The 18,925-nt window shown below is 30.9% G+C and carries 19 protein-coding genes; 2 read left to right on the top strand and 17 right to left on the bottom strand.

What is annotated here, in order from left to right; translation table 11 throughout:
* Positions 1–3: 3 nt before the first annotated feature.
* Together ACQPUW_RS08620 and ACQPUW_RS08625 are read right to left on the bottom strand one after the other, a co-directional pair.
* Complete coding sequence (locus tag ACQPUW_RS08620; RefSeq protein ID WP_430837035.1) at positions 4–1,086, bottom strand: nickel-dependent hydrogenase large subunit; 1,083 nt, start codon at positions 1,084–1,086, stop codon at positions 4–6.
* Positions 1,087–1,096: 10 nt separating this feature from the next.
* Positions 1,097–1,477 carry an NADH-quinone oxidoreductase subunit C gene (locus tag ACQPUW_RS08625; protein WP_430837036.1) on the bottom strand — a complete coding sequence of 127 codons (381 nt, stop codon included), beginning with the start codon at positions 1,475–1,477 and terminating at the stop codon, positions 1,097–1,099.
* Positions 1,478–1,723: 246 nt separating this feature from the next.
* On the opposite strand from ACQPUW_RS08625, the gene ACQPUW_RS08630 reads away from it, so the two are divergent.
* The gene (locus tag ACQPUW_RS08630; RefSeq protein WP_430837037.1) at positions 1,724–2,137 is read left to right on the top strand and encodes a hypothetical protein; all 414 of its coding nucleotides are present in this window, start codon (positions 1,724–1,726) and stop codon (positions 2,135–2,137) included.
* A gap of 94 nt (positions 2,138–2,231) precedes the next feature.
* Here ACQPUW_RS08630 and ACQPUW_RS08635 read toward each other — a convergent pair whose 3' ends face one another.
* Positions 2,232–2,522 (bottom strand): Dabb family protein, encoded by a 291-nt coding sequence (locus tag ACQPUW_RS08635; RefSeq protein ID WP_430837038.1) that lies wholly within the window; start codon positions 2,520–2,522, stop codon positions 2,232–2,234.
* Positions 2,523–2,620: 98 nt separating this feature from the next.
* Complete coding sequence (locus ACQPUW_RS08640) at positions 2,621–5,158, bottom strand: calcium-translocating P-type ATPase, PMCA-type (protein WP_430837300.1); 2,538 nt, start codon at positions 5,156–5,158, stop codon at positions 2,621–2,623.
* 167 nt (positions 5,159–5,325) lie between these two features.
* Here ACQPUW_RS08640 and ACQPUW_RS08645 point away from each other — a divergent pair, with 167 nt between their 5' ends.
* Positions 5,326–6,966, top strand: a complete 1,641-nt coding sequence (locus ACQPUW_RS08645) for a putative manganese-dependent inorganic diphosphatase (RefSeq protein WP_430837039.1) — start codon at positions 5,326–5,328, stop codon at positions 6,964–6,966.
* 168 nt (positions 6,967–7,134) lie between these two features.
* Here ACQPUW_RS08645 and ACQPUW_RS08650 read toward each other — a convergent pair whose 3' ends face one another.
* From ACQPUW_RS08650 to ACQPUW_RS08710, 13 genes are all read right to left on the bottom strand, one after another.
* Complete coding sequence (locus ACQPUW_RS08650) at positions 7,135–7,773, bottom strand: HAD family hydrolase (RefSeq protein ID WP_430837040.1); 639 nt, start codon at positions 7,771–7,773, stop codon at positions 7,135–7,137.
* A gap of 169 nt (positions 7,774–7,942) precedes the next feature.
* Positions 7,943–9,136 carry a pyridoxal phosphate-dependent aminotransferase gene (locus ACQPUW_RS08655; RefSeq protein WP_430837041.1) on the bottom strand — a complete coding sequence of 398 codons (1,194 nt, stop codon included), beginning with the start codon at positions 9,134–9,136 and terminating at the stop codon, positions 7,943–7,945.
* 17 nt (positions 9,137–9,153) lie between these two features.
* Positions 9,154–9,975 (bottom strand): PHP domain-containing protein, encoded by an 822-nt coding sequence (locus ACQPUW_RS08660; RefSeq protein WP_430837042.1) that lies wholly within the window; start codon positions 9,973–9,975, stop codon positions 9,154–9,156.
* 113 nt (positions 9,976–10,088) lie between these two features.
* Positions 10,089–10,442 carry a DUF1292 domain-containing protein gene (locus ACQPUW_RS08665; protein WP_430837043.1) on the bottom strand — a complete coding sequence of 118 codons (354 nt, stop codon included), beginning with the start codon at positions 10,440–10,442 and terminating at the stop codon, positions 10,089–10,091.
* 177 nt (positions 10,443–10,619) lie between these two features.
* The gene (locus tag ACQPUW_RS08670; RefSeq protein ID WP_430837044.1) at positions 10,620–11,330 is read right to left on the bottom strand and encodes an MIP/aquaporin family protein; all 711 of its coding nucleotides are present in this window, start codon (positions 11,328–11,330) and stop codon (positions 10,620–10,622) included.
* 118 nt (positions 11,331–11,448) lie between these two features.
* Complete coding sequence (gene dhaT / locus ACQPUW_RS08675) at positions 11,449–12,606, bottom strand: 1,3-propanediol dehydrogenase (RefSeq protein WP_430837301.1); 1,158 nt, start codon at positions 12,604–12,606, stop codon at positions 11,449–11,451.
* A 113-nt stretch (positions 12,607–12,719) separates the two neighbouring features.
* Entirely contained in the window at positions 12,720–13,145 is a 426-nt protein-coding gene (locus ACQPUW_RS08680; RefSeq protein WP_430837045.1) for a GlcG/HbpS family heme-binding protein, read from the bottom strand.
* A gap of 16 nt (positions 13,146–13,161) precedes the next feature.
* A complete protein-coding gene (locus tag ACQPUW_RS08685; RefSeq protein WP_430837046.1) occupies positions 13,162–13,677 on the bottom strand; it encodes a cob(I)yrinic acid a,c-diamide adenosyltransferase in 516 nt (171 codons plus the stop codon).
* Positions 13,678–13,697: 20 nt separating this feature from the next.
* Complete coding sequence (locus tag ACQPUW_RS08690; protein WP_430837047.1) at positions 13,698–14,060, bottom strand: glycerol dehydratase reactivase beta/small subunit family protein; 363 nt, start codon at positions 14,058–14,060, stop codon at positions 13,698–13,700.
* A gap of 5 nt (positions 14,061–14,065) precedes the next feature.
* Positions 14,066–15,898 carry a diol dehydratase reactivase subunit alpha gene (locus tag ACQPUW_RS08695; protein WP_430837048.1) on the bottom strand — a complete coding sequence of 611 codons (1,833 nt, stop codon included), beginning with the start codon at positions 15,896–15,898 and terminating at the stop codon, positions 14,066–14,068.
* Positions 15,899–15,923: 25 nt separating this feature from the next.
* Complete coding sequence (locus tag ACQPUW_RS08700) at positions 15,924–16,343, bottom strand: diol dehydratase small subunit (protein ID WP_430837049.1); 420 nt, start codon at positions 16,341–16,343, stop codon at positions 15,924–15,926.
* Positions 16,344–16,362: 19 nt separating this feature from the next.
* Complete coding sequence (locus ACQPUW_RS08705) at positions 16,363–16,938, bottom strand: propanediol/glycerol family dehydratase medium subunit (RefSeq protein WP_204593711.1); 576 nt, start codon at positions 16,936–16,938, stop codon at positions 16,363–16,365.
* Between the two features lie 20 nt (positions 16,939–16,958).
* Positions 16,959–18,623 carry a propanediol/glycerol family dehydratase large subunit gene (locus ACQPUW_RS08710; protein WP_430837050.1) on the bottom strand — a complete coding sequence of 555 codons (1,665 nt, stop codon included), beginning with the start codon at positions 18,621–18,623 and terminating at the stop codon, positions 16,959–16,961.
* Between the last annotated feature and the right edge of the window lie 302 nt (positions 18,624–18,925).

The following is an 18,925-nucleotide window of genomic DNA, read 5'->3' on the forward strand; positions in this document are numbered from 1 at the left end:
ATACTACCTATCTAAACATGAGAAACATGGATCAATACTTGCGACTATAAGTCCAGCTTCACTAATTGTATTTTCTCTAAGCATAATAGGTACTGTTGCTGCATTTTTAAATGTAGGTACATGTATATTAACTCTTCCGTTTGTTTGTCCACCATTTGATACTACATAATAAGTCACTTCACCTCTTGGAGCCTCAATCCTTGATAGATACTCACCCTTAGGAATTTTCCTCATTTTAATTCCTAAATTTATTTCTGTGTCTGGTAAATTTTCTAATGCTTGTTCTATTATTCTTATACTTTCATTAATTTCAAGTATTCTTAAAAGAACTCTAGAGAATACATCTCCACCATTTAATGTTATTGCTTTAAAATCAAAATCCTCATAGGAGCAATAAGGATCTAAAGCTCTTACATCATCTTTCATTCCCGATGCCCTACCGTGAGGACCACAAGCTCCATAAACTATTGCATCATCTTTAGTAAGTATTCCTACCCCTTTAGTTCTAAGCTCTACAATTTTATCCTCGCTATATATCTCTGTTATTTTTTTATGTTCTTCTTTAACTTCTTTTAACATAGTCTTAATATTTAAAATCTTATTGATATCTATATCTCTTCTACTTCCACCAATAATATTCATAGCATAATTTACTCTATTCCCTGAGACTTCCTCTAATATATCCATTATTTTTTCCCTTGTTTTAAAGCACATCATAAATAATGAATCAAAGGCAATTATATGTGCTGCAAGTCCAAGCCATAGAAAGTGTGAATGTAGTCTTTCAAGTTCACAGATAATAACTCTTATATAATCTCCCCTTTTGGGAACTTTAATGTCTAGAATTTTTTCTAGTGCTAAGCAATATGCTAATGTATGAGAGTGTGAACAAATTCCACAAACTCTCTCTACTAAAGTTATTGTTTGTATATAATTTTTCTCTTCACATAACTTCTCTATTCCCCTATGATTATATCCAATGAAAACTTCTGAATCTTTTATTATCTCCCCCTCTGTAAAAAGCTTTACGTGTATTGGTTCTTCAAGAGATGGGTGATATGGACCAAGTGGTACAATATAACTCATTTATTACCTCCTATTTTTCCTTTAATTTTTTAAGTTCTTCTAAAGGCATTATTAATATTTGACCTTCTCCTTCTTTAAATTCTTCTGGCAAAAATAATCTTCCACTTCTATTTAGCCCTATAAATCTAACTTCCATCATTTCCTCAATCTCTTCTTCGCACCATCTAGCTGATGCCTCGTATATTTCTGTTATTGATGGTATCTCTTTTTCTCCAACTATAGTGTATGTGTCTATTTTTCCATCAATATCAAAGTTATAGCATATAACATTCTCTTTATTTTCATTTATATATCCATTCATAATTACTAATCTTCTTTTTTTACATATCATCTCTTTAGCTACTCTAGTTATATCCTTTGAGGTAATCTCTATTTTGTTAAAATCGTGCATATATAAATCTCCTCATCAAAATTAATAATCAAACTTTCCCTATATATTGTCTTTATTATTCTAGATGCAAATTTATTCCTTCATTACAGATTAAAATACTCCTATAAATTCTCTAAAGAACTATATAACAAGGTATTGTTCTGGTAATTTTATATTTTATTAATTTTTTATTTATGTTATAATACTAGATGTTATAATGGATTTTTCCAAAAACGGACTTATTTTTTTAAAAAGGAGAATTTTTTTATGGGATTAAAAGATAAATTTGATAAATATTTTAGGGATTCTTATTTCGAAAAATATGGTGATAGAATAACAAGTGCTGCAGGAACTATTATCTCAGTTAAAACTGAAGAAAAGAATTATATAATTTTTCATAAATTAGTTGTTGACATAATACTTAAACCTGATGCAGGTAGAGGCGCTATAAAATGCAGATACAAGAAAAATAAATGGTTTAAAAAACCTGACTTTATCCAATTAAATAAAGGTCATAAAGTTATGATAATGGGACTTAAAGGTGTTAAGGGTAAGGCTGATTCAGAGGTAATTCAAATTCAAAACATCCTTAACTTAACTACAAAGAGAGATTTAATTCCAATAGATCATTCACAAATTAAGAAAGCTAGACAAACAGCTTCAAGAATGAGACAAAGATAAAAAATGTAGAATAAAATATACCCCGTTAAGTAAACACAGTTAAAAGACTGTATCCAATTTACTTAACGGGGTTATTTTTTATTATATTTAAATTTTACACTTCAAAATCACAAACTTTTCTTTCTGTCGCTACTGATTTTACGAAGCTTCCAGCCTTGACATGCTCTGGATGATTTTGATATATATCTAAGTCTTCTAAATTGTTAAACTCTGAATAAAGAACTACATCCATAGCTGCATCACTTTTATTTATATTTATTCCAACTTCTATACTTTTTATTTCTTTTATAACTCCCTTTAGATTCTCTATTAACTCCTTTATTTTCTTCGCATTCTCTTCTCTACATTCATCTTTTAATTTCCACATTACTATATGTTTTATCATGTAAATCACCTCTTAAATATTTTATTTTAATTATATCCTAATACTAAGATTTTTTCTAATTAAAAAGAGACTGAAATTAACCAGTCCCTTTTAATACTTTATTTTGTTTTTATAAATAAATATACACTATTTATAAACGCTATTACTCCTGAGAAGAATGCTACTATTGCCCAGTGATTTATCATTAAAGGGACTGTATGGAATATCCCTCTTAAAAATGGTACATATAATATTGCAAGAAGCATTGATATAGAAACAGTAACTGCTCCAACTAAATATGGATTAGTAAATAATTTAATTTCAAATATTGAATGTCTTTCTGATCTACATTCAAATACATGGAATAATTGTGACATTATAAGTGTTGAAAGAGCTATTGTTCTACATGTCTCAAGATCCATTCTATAATATCTTCCTACCATAAATGAAAGCAATGTACATATCCCAATTAAAGTACCTCTTATAAGAATCTTCTCTGTAAGTCCTCTTGCAAATATCCCTTCTTTTTTCGCTCTAGGCTGTTGTCTCATTATGTCGTTATCCGCCGGGTCTACACCTAAAGCTATTGCTGGAAGTCCATCTGTTGCTAAATTTACAAATAATATTTGTATTGGAGTAAGAGGATTTGGTAGCATAAATAATGTAGCTAAAAACATTGTTAAAACTTCACCTAAATTACATGATAAAAGATATCTTATAAACTTCCTTATATTATCATATATAACTCTGCCCTCTTCTACAGCAGCTACAATTGTATTAAAATTATCATCCATTAATATCATTGCTGAAGCTTCCTTTGTTACATCAGTCCCTGATATACCCATTGATATTCCAATATCAGCTTCTTTAATTGCTGGAGCATCATTAACTCCATCTCCAGTCATGGCAACTATATTGCCTCTTGACTTAAATGCCTTAACAATCCTTAATTTATGATTAGGAGACACCCTTGCAAATACTCGTGTATTATTTACCTTATTGTAAAGTTCCTTATCTGTCATATCTTCAATTTCTTTTCCAGTTAAAACTTGCTCTTCATTCTTACATATGTTTAAAGATTTTGCAATTGCAAGGGCAGTATTTTTATGATCTCCCGTAATCATTACTGGCTTTATTCCAGCAAGCTTACATTTTAATACAGCATCTCTTGCTTCCGCTCTTGGTGGATCTATACTTCCTGCAAGGCCTATGAATATTAAATCATTTTCTAGCTTTTCATTTTTTACTAATCCATCAACCTTGTAGGCAGCTCCTATACATCTTAACGCCCTTGAGGACATTGCCTCTAATGAATTACTTATTAGCTTTTTCTTTTGATAAGTTAAAGGCTTTACAATTCCATCTTCATATATATAATTACTCTTTTCAATTATTCTCTCTGGGGCACCTTTTATATAACATATTTCTCTATCGTTTTCTTTTACTATTACAGACATCATTTTTCTAGTTGAATCAAATGGTATATCAAATACTCTTTCAACTTTATCAGTAAAGTCTTTAACATCTGAAACCTTATCAAAAAACATTCTAACTAATGCAGTTTCAGTTGGATCTCCAAATAGTGCTTTATCTAATTTTTTACTCTTTTTATCCAACTGGCAATCATTACAGTGTACTAAAGCACTCTTTAATTTTTCTATTCCTTTTACATTATTAATATTTTCTTTTTGTAATTCTACTATTTTACCATTAATATAAGCTTCTTTAACTGTCATCTTATTTTGTGTTAACGTTCCTGTTTTATCAGAACAAATTACAGAAGTACAGCCCAAAGTTTCAACTGCTGGAAGCTTCCTAACTAATGCATTTCTCTTTAACATTTTAGAAACCCCAAGTGCTAATGCAACTGTTACTATAGCCGCTAGTCCTTCTGGAATTGCAGCTACTGCTAAAGAAACACCTAGCATAAACATTTCACCAGCTTCATTTCCTCTTAAAATACCTAAAACTGTAACTATAACACATATGATTAAACATAGTATTACTAGTATTTTTCCAAGTGAATCTAATTTTTCTTTAAGTGGTGATTTTTCTTCTTCAATATTTTGTAGAAGATTTGCAATCTTACCCATTTCAGTTTTCATACCAATTTCCATAACTTTAAAGAGTCCTTTACCCTTTAAAACATTTGTACCCATGAAACCAGAATTATGTCCTTTGTTAGCATCTTTGTTTACTCCAACAGACTCTCCTGTTAAAAGAGATTCATCCACAACAACTCCAGAAGCTTCTAAAAACTCTCCATCTGCTGGTATCCTATCTCCAGCCTCTAATATAACAATATCCCCTATTGTAAGGTATTTTGAGTTTATTACACTTATTCTTCCATCTCTATATACCTTACAGGTTGGTGCTGCCATATCCTTTAAAGCTTCTAAGGATTTTTCTGTTTTAAACTCTTGAAAGAACCCTAAAAATGCATTCACTATAACTATAATAAGTATAGTTATTGCATCTGCAGTATCTCCCATAAATCCTGATATTACAGTAGCGCCTATTAATACCCATACCATAAAATCATTAAACTGTGATAAAAAAATCTTAACTGGAGATGCATTGCTCTTATGTTCAAGCTCATTTAAACCAAAACTTTTCATCCTTTTTTCTGCCTCTTTCGTTGTAAGTCCTGGAATCATATTTTGTTCCTGTATCACCTTAATAATTCCTCCTTTTTAAGCATTCTTATATATATATATTTAAAAGTTGTTAACTTATGAAAAGTTTTGCCATAACTTACTTTACATTTTTTTATTTAGGTCGTACAATTATACTGTAATTTCATAAGATAAAGGAGGTAATGTCTTTGAAAAACGTAATATATGTTACTGGACATAGAAACCCAGATTCAGATTCAATCTGTGCTGCTATTTCATATGCTGGATTTAAAAATAAAGTAGGTGAAATACCAGCTGTTCCAGTTAGATTAGGAAACGTTAGTAGAGAAACTCAATTCATTTTAGATTACTTCAATGTTGAAGCACCTGAGTTTTTAGAGACAGTAAAATTAAAAGTTGAAGATTTAAAGATAGATAACATCAGTCCTATATCATCTGATATATCTTTAAAAATGGCTTGGAATATAATGAGAGATAAGAATGTTAAAACTATACCTGTTGGTGATGCAAATGATCACCTTATAGGAATTTTATCAGTTTCTAACTTAACATCATCATATATGGATATATGGGATAATAAAATTCTAAGTAAAAGTGAAACAACTATCGATAATATAATCGATACATTATCAGCGAAAGCTTTTTATGTAAATGAAAATACTAAAACTTTCCCTGGTAAAATATGTGTTGCTGCTATGCAACCTGATTCAATGAAAGAACATGTTGAAGAAGGAGATATAGTAATTCTTGGTGACAGACCTGAAATACAAGAAGAAGTTATAAATGAAAAAGTTTCTTTAATGATTTTAACAGGTTCAACTGCATTAAGTGATGAATTATTAGATAAGGCTAAAGAAGCTGGTATCACTGTAATATCAACTCCGCATGATTCATTTACAACATCAAGACTTATCATACAAAGTATTCCTGTAAGATTTGTTATGATTAAGGATGATTTAGTATCATTCTCTACTGATGATTTAGTTGAAGATGTTAAAGGAACAATGCTTGAAACTAGATACAGAAGCTATCCTGTTATTGATATAGATGGAAAGGTTATTGGAACAATTTCAAGATACCACTTAATTTCAAACTTCAAGAAAAAAGTTATTCAAGTTGACCATAATGAAAGAGCTCAATCAGTTCCTGGACTTGAAGAAGCAGAAGTTCTTGAAATCATCGATCACCACAGAGTTGCTGATATTCAAACAAATAATCCAATCTTCTTTAGAAATGAGCCAATAGGAAGTACATCTTCAATCGTTGCAAAATGCTACTTCGAAAATGGAATTAGACCTTCAAAGGAGATTGCTGGTTTATTATGTGGTGCAATAATTTCTGATACACTATTATTCAGAAGCCCAACTTGCACAGAACAAGACAAATATATCTGTAATAAACTTGCTGAAATAGCTGGTATTAATATAGAAGAATTTGCTAGAGAAATGTTTAAAGCTGGTACATCTTTACAAGGTAAAACAGTTGAACAAATATTCAATCAAGATTTCAAACCATTTACTATGGGTGATATTAAAATAGGTGTTGCTCAAGTTAATACAATGGATATTGAAGGATTTATGCCTTTAAAAGATGAAATGTTACAATATATGAATAGAAAAGCTGAGGAAGCTAACTTTGATATGGTTATGTTATTATTAACTGACATATTAAACGAAGGTTCACAAATACTTGTAGCTGGAAAGAAACCTGAAATAGTTGAAAAAGCATTTGGAATTCAACTTGAAGATTCAATGGCATTCTTACCAGGAGTTCTTTCAAGAAAGAAACAAGTTATACCACCACTTACACATTCAGTTATGAGTAAGTAAAATATTAAGCCGTGCTAATTAGCACGGCTTATTTTTAGATTCATTATTTATATACTAACTTATTAATATCTACTATACTTATACCAACTTTATTTATAGTTATGCTGACTTCATTGTGATCTTAAAGCTAATAAAATACCTAAGTAGATATTTAAATTAGCTTTATAGTTATTTCCACTTAAGTATTTCTATATCATTTTTCTTTTTAAAATTTATTAAATATGGATGACCTACTAAATCAAGTAATGGTTTATCTGATAAAGAATCTGAAAACATATATGACTCTTTAAAATCTACCTCTATATTGTCTTTTTTTAATTCTTCCATTAGTCTTTTAACTTTTTCTTCACCCTTACAATTACATCCATCCATCTCTCTAATGAATTTCTTGTCTTTAAACTTAAACTTAGTTCCTATTATCTTATCTACTTCCTTATATTGATAGAATTCATTTAAGTAAAATTCAGGTGACGCTGATATTAAATATATTTTATAATCTTGTTTTTTTAAGTCTCTCATCATCTTTATAGCATCATCATATAAAATATTACTTAAAACATCTTTATAAAAATCTTTTACTAATATAGCTAAATCTTTTTCCTCAATTCCATCTATAAACTTTAAGAATGCTTCCTTAACTCTTTTTTCATCATAAACTCCAACACCATACATAACTCCTGAAAAAATAGCTCTTGGTAAAAATCTTAAATTCTTTTTATCTTTACGTATCATATATTTAAAAAATTGCATAAGTGTTTCTTTTTTTGTTATAGTAAAATCTACGTCAAACATTGCTAATTTTATCATAATTTCCTCCAAATATAACATCATCATATATATTATATAATATTTCTACTATAAATTTCTATCATTATTAAATTGAATATACTTTTATTTCTATCATATTTGTAAATTTTAATAACTTTTTTTCATTAAAAAGAAAGATGATTAACCATCAAGGCTAATCATCTATTTATTAACTTAATTTTTGAAGGAATTTTTCTATTCTATTTATTCCCTCTTCTATATTTTCTTTTGAAGTTGCATAAGATAATCTTATATAATTATCAACTCCAAATCCAATACCTGGAATCACTGCAACCTTTTCTTCCTCTAATAATTCTTTTGAAAAACTTAGAGAGTCTTGAATTAACGTGTCATTTATCTTCTTTCCATAAAAATTACTTACGTCTATCATTACATAGAATGCACCCTTTGGAACAATGTATTTAATATCTTTAATATCATTTAGTCGCTCTATCATATATAGTCTTCTGTTATTAAACTCTTTTACCATAACCTTTAGACTTTCTTCTGAATTTCTTAATGCTTCAATTGCTGCATATTGTGACATAGAGTTTATATTAGAAGTCATATGACTTTGTATGCTAGTCATTAACTTTATGATTTCCCTACTTGCAGCTGCATAACCAATTCTCCAGCCAGTCATTGCTGATGATTTTGATAACCCATTTATTACAATAGTATTTTCATAAGCATATTTAGTTAATGATGCTATACTTATATGTTCTTCCCCATCATATATTAGCTTTTCATATATTTCATCTGAAATTATTATTATATCATTATCTTCACAAAATTTCGCAAGTTCTAAAAGTTCTTCTTTTCTATAAATTGTACCAGTTGGATTATTAGGACTATTTATTATTATAGCCTTTGTCTTATCTGTTACTTTTGCTTCTAAAGCTTTAATTGTATACTTGAAATTCTCTTCTTCACTAGAATCTGCATATACTGGAACTCCACCTGCTAGCTTAATTAATTCTGGATAGCTTACCCAGTAAGGTCTAGGAACTATTACCTCATCACCATCATTTAAGATTGCCATAAAAGCATTAGCTAAACACTGCTTTGCTCCATTTGAAACAATTATTTGATCTATAGAATAATCTAAGTTATTATCTTTTTTAAGCTTTCTAGAAATATCTTCTCTAAGCTCTTTAACCCCAGCTACTTCTGTATATTTTGTTTTTCCTTCCACCATAGCTTTATGTGCTTCTTCTATTATATTTGAAGGAGTATTAAAATCTGGTTCACCAACACCAAAACTAATTACATCTACACCACTATTTTTTAGTTCTTTAGCTTTAGCAGTGATTGTTAATGTTATTGATGGTGATATATTCATTGCTCTATTAGATAATTTCATTGTCTTTTTCGCCCCTTTTACTTATTGCATCTATTATTAATTAATTTATTTAATAACGCTTCATTTATACCTTCAGAACCTATACTCATCTCTCTATTTGATTCATCATGAAAATCGCTTCCTCCAGCTATTAAAAGCTTATACTTTTTACTTAAATTATAAAGTAAATTAACCTGTTCCTTAGTGTGACTTGGATGATATACCTCAATTCCTTTTAATCCATAACACTTTAATTCTTTTATTATTTTTTCAATGGTCATACTCCTATATATCTTACCTGGATGTGCAAGTACAGCAATACCCTTTGAATCATTAATGGCTTTTAAAGCTTCCTTATAAGTAAGCTTTTTTCCTTTTACATAGGCTGGTTTTCCTTTAAGTAAATACTTTGAAAATGCACTCTTAAAATTCTCCTCATATCCACATCTTACAATTTCATTTGCAATATGAGCTCTACCAATTGAAGAGTTACCCTTTATAATATCTTCAATATTTAGGTTTATCCCCTCATTTTTAAGTTTTTCAACTATCAATTTTACTCTGCTAACCCTTGCTTCTTTTAAAGAGTTTACTATTTCATTAAGTTTAATATCATCTACGTCAATAAAATACCCTAATATATGAATCTCAAAATCATCTATTTCACTACTTAGTTCAATACCAGGTATTGCAATGACTTCATTATTAGTTTTTTTAGTTATATATTGAGAATCTATTGAATCATGATCTGTTATAGAAATATATTTTATTCCTTTTTTTAAAGCATCCTCTAATATTTGTTCTGGTGTTAGCTTGCCATCAGAAAAGGTAGAATGTATATGTAAATCTGCATATTTCATATTCTTACACCTTCTTTACCTATAAATAATGACTATACCATGTTTTTTATAAATTGATACACTTTAATATATTCACAAAAGAGAGTGGTAACACCACTCTCTTTATTTATTTTCTATTCTTCTACTAATGTTTCGTTGTAGTATGTTGAAACTCTTTCGAATTCATCTTCTTCAGGAACTACTAATTCTTCATTTTCTTCTGAAGCTCTGAATAGATATACTGACTCATCTTCCATGTTTTTAGCTAAAACATATTCATTTCCTTCAAATTCAAAAGCATCTATAATTGGGCATGATATAGTATTTCCTTCATCATCTACTAAATCTACAACAAAATGTTCGTGGTGGTCTTCTCCACATCCACATTCATGATCGTGTTCATGATCATGTCCGTGTCCTCCGCAACATTCATGTCCTTCATTATGTTCGTGATTTCCACATCCACATTTATTTAATTCTTTATCCATTTCAATTCCTCCTTATACTTAAGCGTCTTACTTAACATTATAGTTTAATTGTACCCTTATTTACCACAAATTAAAAGCTAAATTTAAAACTTTTCTATATTTTATATAATTAAAACTACATAACAAAAAAAGTGGCCAAAGCCACTTTTAAATTTAATATGTACTTATAAAACTTTATTAAAATATAACACCATATGCAATAGCACCTGCTATAGCACCTAATATTGGAGCAACAACTGGTATCCAAGCATATCTCCAATCTGATCCACCCTTACCTGGTACAGGTAATATAAAGTGAGCAAGTCTTGGTCCGAAATCTCTAATTGGATTAATTGCATATCCTGTAGGACCTCCTAAACATAGTCCAATAGCCCATATAAGAATAGCTATTGCAAGAGGTTGAAGTCCATCCGCAAATGGATGTGCAGTAATTCCGATAATACCAAACATTAATACAAAAGTTCCTATAAATTCTGTAATAAAGTTCCATTTTGTATTTCTTATTTCTGGAGCGGTACAGAATACTCCAAGCTTAGTAGCTTTATCTTCTGTAGCTTCAAAATGATTGTAATATGATAAAAGTACAAGTGCTGCTCCTATAAAAGCTCCAAGTAATTGAGCTAAAAGATACATTGGTACTTGACTCCATGGGAACTTTCCTGTAACTGCGAATGCTATAGTTACAGCTGGATTAAAGTGTGCTCCACTTATACTTCCAAACATGTATGCAGGTACTCCTACTGCAAAAGCCCATCCTGATGCAATAACCATCCATCCAGAACTAAACCCTTTTGATTTTTTAAGTACAACGTTTGCAACTACACCATCACCTAGTAAAACTAAAAGTGCCGTTCCTATTAATTCAGCCATAAAGGTTGATATATCCATATGTAAATTCCTCCTAGGTTTAAAACTTTTCATAATATAAGCCCCTTTAAGTATTTAAAGGGGCCTATATTGTTTATATAATAGTTTCCATTATAAGTGTTACATTATATATTACAAATTAGAATGCAGCTTTAAATATGTTAACTATATCTTTTTCATTACCTTTTCTTGGGTTTGAGAAAGCATTACCATCTTTTAATGCCATTTCAGCCATGTATTCGAAATCTTCTTCTTTAACGCCCATATCTTTAAGTCTTGCAGGAATTCCTACATCACTTGATAATCTGAACATTGCATCGATTGCTTTTTGAGCAGCATCCATAACTGATAATCCTTCAATATTTTCTCCCATAAATTCTGCTATATCAGCGAATTTTTGTGGATTAGCTATTAGGTTGTACTTTTCAACGTGTGGAAGAAGCATAGCGTTTGCTACTCCATGAGGCATATCGTATAATCCACCTAATTGGTGAGCCATAGCGTGTACATATCCTAAGTTAGCATTGTTAAATGCCATACCAGCTAATAATGAACCGTATGCCATATTTTCTCTAGCTTCTAAGTTAGTTCCTAAAGCAACTGCTTGTCTTAAGTTGTTTGATATTAATTTAATTGCTTGAATTGCAGCAGCATCTGTTACAGGGTTAGCATCCTTTGATACATATGCTTCTACAGCATGAGTTAAAGCATCCATTCCTGTTGCAGCTGTAAGTCCTGCTGGCTTTCCAACCATTAATAATGGGTCATTGATTGAAACTAATGGTAAGTTTCTCCAACTAACTATAACGAATTTAACCTTAGTTTTTGTATTTGTTATAACACAGTGTCTTGTAACTTCACTTGCAGTTCCTGCTGTAGTATTAACTGCAACGATTGGTGGTAATGCATTAGTTAAAGTTTCTATTCCAGCATAATCATAAAGATCTCCTTCATGAGTAGCTGCAATACCTATTCCTTTACCACAATCGTGTGAGCTTCCTCCACCAACAGTGATTATCATGTCACAATTTTCACCTTGGTATACTTTTAATCCATCTTTAACATTTGTATCCTTTGGGTTTGGCTCAACACCATCATAGTAAGCAACTTCTATTCCTGCTTCTTTTAAGTATTTTTCAGTTAATTCAACTGCGCCACCTTTTAAACTTCTTAAAAATTTATCTGTAACTATTAAAGCTTTCTTTCCGCCTAATATTTGACATCTTTCTCCAACTACTGATATTGAATTTGCTCCCATAAAGTTAACGCTTGGTACTAAATAATCGTACATTCTCATTTCGCTCATTTCATTTTCCTCCTAAATTTGTTATTATATTTGATTAACATTTAAAATTATAAATAATATTTTAAATTTGGATTAGCTTTCACTAAATTTAATATAGTGCTTTATTATTTGTTGAATGCTTCTACTGCAGTTTGTGCTATAGCCATATCTTCTTCTACAGTTCCACCACTTACTCCAACAGCTCCAACAACTTGACCATCAACTATGATTGGGAATCCTCCACCAAATGGTACTATTCTTTGATTGTTAGTAAGTTGTAGTCCATAAAGACTTTGTCCTGGTTGTACGCATTCAGCAATTTCATGACTTCCTTGCTTTAAGCATGCAGCTGTATAAGCTTTATTTATTGCTATATCTATACTTGTTATAAATGCATCTTCCATTCTGTGCATTAACATTAAGTTAGCACCTTTATCAACTGCTGCAAATATAACTGGAACATTCATTTCAGTTGCTTTTTGCTCTGCAGCTTTTGCCATTTCTTTTACTATTTCTAAACTTAACTCTTTAATTTCATTTAATTTTTTCATAGCATTAAATCCTCCCTTATTTTTCTTCTTCAAATCTTGCCATTGCAAAAAGAGTATCTGATAGACGATTTACATATATTCTAACTTCTTCTCTTATATCTTCTTCTCTAGCAAGAGTTGCTATTCTTCTCTCAGCTCTTCTGACTACAGTTCTCGCTACATGAAGAACTGATGAAGCTTCATTTTTACCTGGAATAACAAATTCTCTTATAGGACCTGTAATTTCCATATATTTATCTGTTAAGGATTCTAATTTTTTTATATCATCTTCATTTACTAATTCTTTTAAGTATCCAAGACCCTTGCTATCACTTGCAAGTTCTCCACCCAAAGTGAATAATTTCTTTTGTATAGCATTAATCTCTTCTTTTAATTCCTTAGAGTTTGACTTAGCATAAGCAAGACCTAAAAGTGATATAACTTCATCTACAGTTCCGTAAGCTTCTACTCTTAAACTATCTTTATCTACTCTACTTCCGCCAAGTAGTGCAGTAGTTCCTTTGTCACCAGTTTTCGTATAAATTTTATACATAACTTATTACTCCTTAAAATTTATTTAAAGGCTATACCCTTAACTAATCTACCTGCATTAGCACCTAAATCTCTTAAAATATTAGGATCATTATCTAAATGTGCTGTAAATAGTGGTTTCTCTTTAGATAATTTATTAAAGGCAAGTGTTACCTTTCCTTCAGAATCAACTCCAATTCCTACTGCTAATTTAGATTTTACAGCTCCTAGATGACTAAGCTCTTCTGAAGTATTGCATTCTAAACTTTTTACATCATAAGGAATTCCTTCTTCTTCTATACCCCATAATATTTCATCAAATCTTGATGTATCTTCTAATGCAGATGAATGATATAAGTATATACAAGGTATTTCATATTCGTATGCTTTCATTACCATTGCCATAACAATTACTCCATTCCATTACAAGCTAGTATAAGTCCAGTTGCAACAGCGTTTCTAGGACCTTCTGTTCCTCTAATATTTCCACGTCCAGCTACAACTCCATATTGTGATAAAGAATCAGTAACTAATTGAGGTACTTCAAAGTCTAGAGATGATCCTCCTACTAATACAACAAATTCGATATCTCTTATATTTCCAGTAGGAGACACTATTGTTAGTGCTCTTAAACAGTTAGTTACAAATACCTTTTCCTTTGCCCCTCTTCTTATACTTCTTATCTTTTCTATAGAAGTTTGCCCATCTATTGGCACAAGCATTCCATCTTTTATTATTACAACTTTAGCAAAAACTGATGGATCTAAAGGTTCTTTAAAGAATTCAACTGTTCCATCTTCGTGTCTTATATGGAATAAACTTTCTACTTTAGCTAGAGGATATTTTTTAATATCTTCTGCTAAATTAAAGGATTCAAGTCCAAGCTCAGATTTTATAAGCATAGTTACCATATTTCCAGCACCTGCTAAATGAATTGATGATATTTCCCCTTGCTTATTTATTATTGAAGCATCTGTTGAACCTGCTCCCATATCAAGTATTGCAAGTGGTGTGCTACTTCCTGGAGTTGTAAGTGCTCCACGTATTGCCATATCAGCTTCTACTCCACCAACTTCTACTGGAACCTTTAGTTCATTTTCAAGCTTATCTGCAATCATCTGCATTTGAAGCTTATCAGCTTTAACCATTGCTGCAATTCCTACAGCATTTTCAAGTGAAAATTCTTCTGCAAGTCCACCTTTAACCTTTTGAGGAATAAAAGTATCTACAGCTAATAAATCTTGTATCTTTATGTCACTTATCTTTTGTTTTGTAAGATTTGCCATTACCTGTCTTACTCTTTCAAGCATTCCACCAGCATTAGTTCCAGCTTCACCCTTAACATCTTGTATTGGCACACATAATCTTACAGCATCCATTATCTTTTCTGCTCCGTGTTCTACATCAACGCTTTCTTTACGTTTTAAACCATCTATATTTATACATCCAGCAGGGATTTTCTTTTCTTGAACATCTCCCTTTGGAGTTTTAATAACTACAGCTGATCTATTTCCAATAAGTGCTCTAGATATAGGTACTATCATCTTAGTTTCATCTGATGATAGATTAAATACAGTTGCAATACCATAAGGGTTTGCTAAACTTTCAACAACATCTCCTTGTGCTGCAACTTCTACTGCTGCCTTCATTCCTACAGGAACTTTTTCTAGAAGCATTACCTCATCAACTATAGGAATTTTTTTATCTAATCTATTGTTTATAAGTACTCCATCATCTCTTTGAACTATTGCAGCAGTAATATTAATTCCTCTTCTTGTAGCATGGTTTATTCTAGCCGCCGCTTCCAAGAAATTAACTCTACTTAATATAAGAGGTATAAAGCTATCATCATTACCTAAATCTTTTGAATCTACATTTTCTAAATCTTCTATATATATAGTTTTTCCTATACCAATCCCAATTCCGCCAGGCGTTTGAGGATTGTGTCCTATCATAGTTGATTCAGTTATTATAGTTTCTGTTATAGTCTCCATTGCAACATCACCAATAACTGGTGCAGCTTCATTTATTCTAACTAAATCTAAATCTTTAAGCTCTAAAGATACTTTTTTAAGTGCTTGTTTAAGTGAATCAAAAACACCCTCTATATTTTCTTCAGTACCTTTTATTCCTGTTGTAGGAACTATTCCACTTGAAAGAAATTCAATCTTTTTATCTTTAACTCTTGATAATGCTACTTCCGTAGTAGCATTACCAATGTCAACACCTGCAATTATTTTCATTGTTTCCTCCCTGCATAAGAGTAAATTAATCTTGTTTTAATTTGCTTCTCTTTTCATATACTTCAACAGCTTCTCTTACGAAATCTGCATTTACTTTCGCTCCATATACATTTTCAAGTTCATCTGCAATCTTTAAAAGATCTTCCTTAGTTGAACGGAATGGTCTTAATGCATTATATATTTCAAGAATTCTATCATCTGGTACACTTATAAGTTCAGCTGCTCTTCTAAGATTTCTAGCTATAGCTTGTCTATTCATACCTTCAGCTATTTGAGCTTGCATCTCTAAAGTTTCAGGTGATATTCTAACATCTTCTGGTTTAACATTTCCATTTAAAACATTTTCTAAAGTTATCTCTTGTAAATTCATTCCTGTTGGTGTTTTTATGTCCTCAGGTCTTTTACTTGCTAAAGGATAATCTTTAGGTGTCATTCTTTGCTTCATAACATCTTCTCCTTACAAATTAGAATTTAACTTCTATCTCTATTGGTTTTGCACCAACTTCTACGTGCTTAGTTTCTTTTATGTGGAATAATGCTGCTATAGCCATAAACTTTGGTCTAGCCATTTGGTCGTTCTTTGTAGGAACTGGTGTTGGTGACTCTCCCTTTGCATATTTAGCTGCATTTTTACCTATTAATCTATATGTTTCTAAAGTTAATAGTGGCGCTTGTGGGAATAACTCTAAGTTATTTAAAGGAAGTAAGTCTTTTTGATGTATAACTGTTGTTCCTTTTGATTGTATTCCGATTCCAATTCCTGATCCACTAAGCTTAGCTGCATCATTTGCTATAAATGAAACGTCTGAAGTTCTTACTATTCTAACAACTCTTGCGTGTAATCCTTCTTCTTCTATACCTGCAATAATTTCTCTTAGTATATCAGTGTGTTCTACATTAACTAATGTTCTATGTTGGAATTTTCCAAATGCTGGTGCAAGTCCAATTACAACCTCATCTGCTCTTGTTCCAACCTTAGCTTCACCTACTTCTGTAAGAGTAAGCTCTGGCATAACAAATTTGTTTGTTGTATTTTCCATTATCTTCACCTCTCCGAACCTTATTCTATATCTTCTGGCTTTATTACATTAGGAATATTCTTAATTTCTTCCCATCTTTCTTTGCTAAGTCTGTATCCAGTTCCAGGTCCTTTATAGTCATTTACATCATTAACAGCACTTATAACTTCAAAATCATTATCAAGTATTGCTGAAGTTTGAAGATAATCTCCTGTAACTCTTTGCTTAAGCATATTTAATATGTTATTTGCAACATCATCAAATCCATTAACACTTAAAGATTTAACTATATCTAATCCAGTTACTCTCTTCTTAAGCATTTCTTCTGCAGCTTTTAAATCTTCAACTACATTTCTTTCTGGCATATCTTTACTTCCATGAGCATAAGTTGCAGCTTCAACTTCTTCATCAGTTATTTTAGGGAATCCTAATTCTCTAAATACTGCTTGTATAGCTTTTGCAGCCTTATTTCTTATTGCTATTGTTTCTTCTTCTGATACTGGTCTAAGTCCACCATCTACCATTAAGTCTCTTTGAAGTATATTGTAATCATCAAAGTCTTCTGCATCAAAGTTTGAACCAGCAAACATGTTATCATAGTTTGGAACTGCACTATATCCTGAGAATATAAAATCTGTTCCTGGAAGCATTTGCATTAATGTTCTTGCTGTTCTTCTGATATCTGAATGTGAGAATGTTTGGTCATTAGCTGAAGCAACTTCTATATCAAGCATTGCAGCTATTAAGTTTTCTCCAAGAACTGCTCTGATACCTGATGGAACTGCACCAGTCATACCTATACAACTAACTGCTCCATTTTGAAGTCCTTGAACTCCAGCTCCCTTAGTTATGTAAATACATCTTGATTCTAAGTAAAGCATTGATTTTCCTTCTGCATATCCCATTAATGCTTCTGAACCTGTTCCTGATGTATATCTCATCTTAAGTCCTCTTGAAGCATAAGCTGATGCTAAGAATGCTTTTGACCATGGAGTATCATCTCCATCTGTAAATACTGATTCAGTTCCGTATACTGAAACTGTTTCTGCATAACTTGTAAGTCCTCTCATACCAAGGTCAAGTTCTGTAGCTTCTTCAACTGAACATTGAGTTAAAACTCCAGGTCTTCCTACTTGTGAACCTATAAGTATTGCTAATGCATTAAATGGTGCATATCTAACTATACCTACTGTTGTTTCTTGTTCTGAGAAACCTCTTATACCAGCTTCTGCTGCATCTGCTGCAATTTGTACTGGATTATCTTTAAGATTTGTTACGTGACATTGATTTGATGGAGTTTTTCTAGCTCTCATCTTTTGAAGTGCCATCATCATTTCAACAACATTCATATGTGACATAACTTCTACTGCTTTTGCAGGAGTGATTGCTGTTGTTATCTTAACAATTTCATCTCTTCCTACATTTATATCTACTAATTTCTTTGCTATTTCTACTGAATCTAATTTCATAGCTTCTTCTGCGTAATCTAAATTGATTGCATAATCTGCTATGAACTTGTCTATCATATCAAAGTCTTCTCTTTTTTTACTGTCTAATTCTACAACTACACCGTTTTCTATTTTTATAGAAGATTTAGGATCGTTTGGACTCTCCATTGCGATTAAACCTTCTTCTGGCCATTCACCAATAAGACCATCTTGGTTTACAGGACGTTTTGCTAAAGCCTCGAATCTTTTTGATTTCACTTTAAGTTTCCTCCCTTAAAATAAATTTATATTTGATATTTTCATCAATTGTTATTTTTTTATCGATGTATTCATTTTAATCTAAAAAACATTAAAATCCATTAAAATATCTTGTCTTCTTCTCGAACTATATTGTTTAATTTTTATCAATTAAAATTGCACTTTTTCTATGTGATAAACTGAAAATGTGAATATTTAGTCAAACAATCTATAAGACAACGTATACATATGTCAAAAAAATTAAATTTTCTTATATTATTAAAAATAAAAATCAAAAAATTCACCTTTTAAAATAAAATATC

Source organism: Clostridium sardiniense, from assembly GCF_050584765.1.
Taxonomy (GTDB): domain Bacteria; phylum Bacillota; class Clostridia; order Clostridiales; family Clostridiaceae; genus Clostridium; species Clostridium sardiniense_A.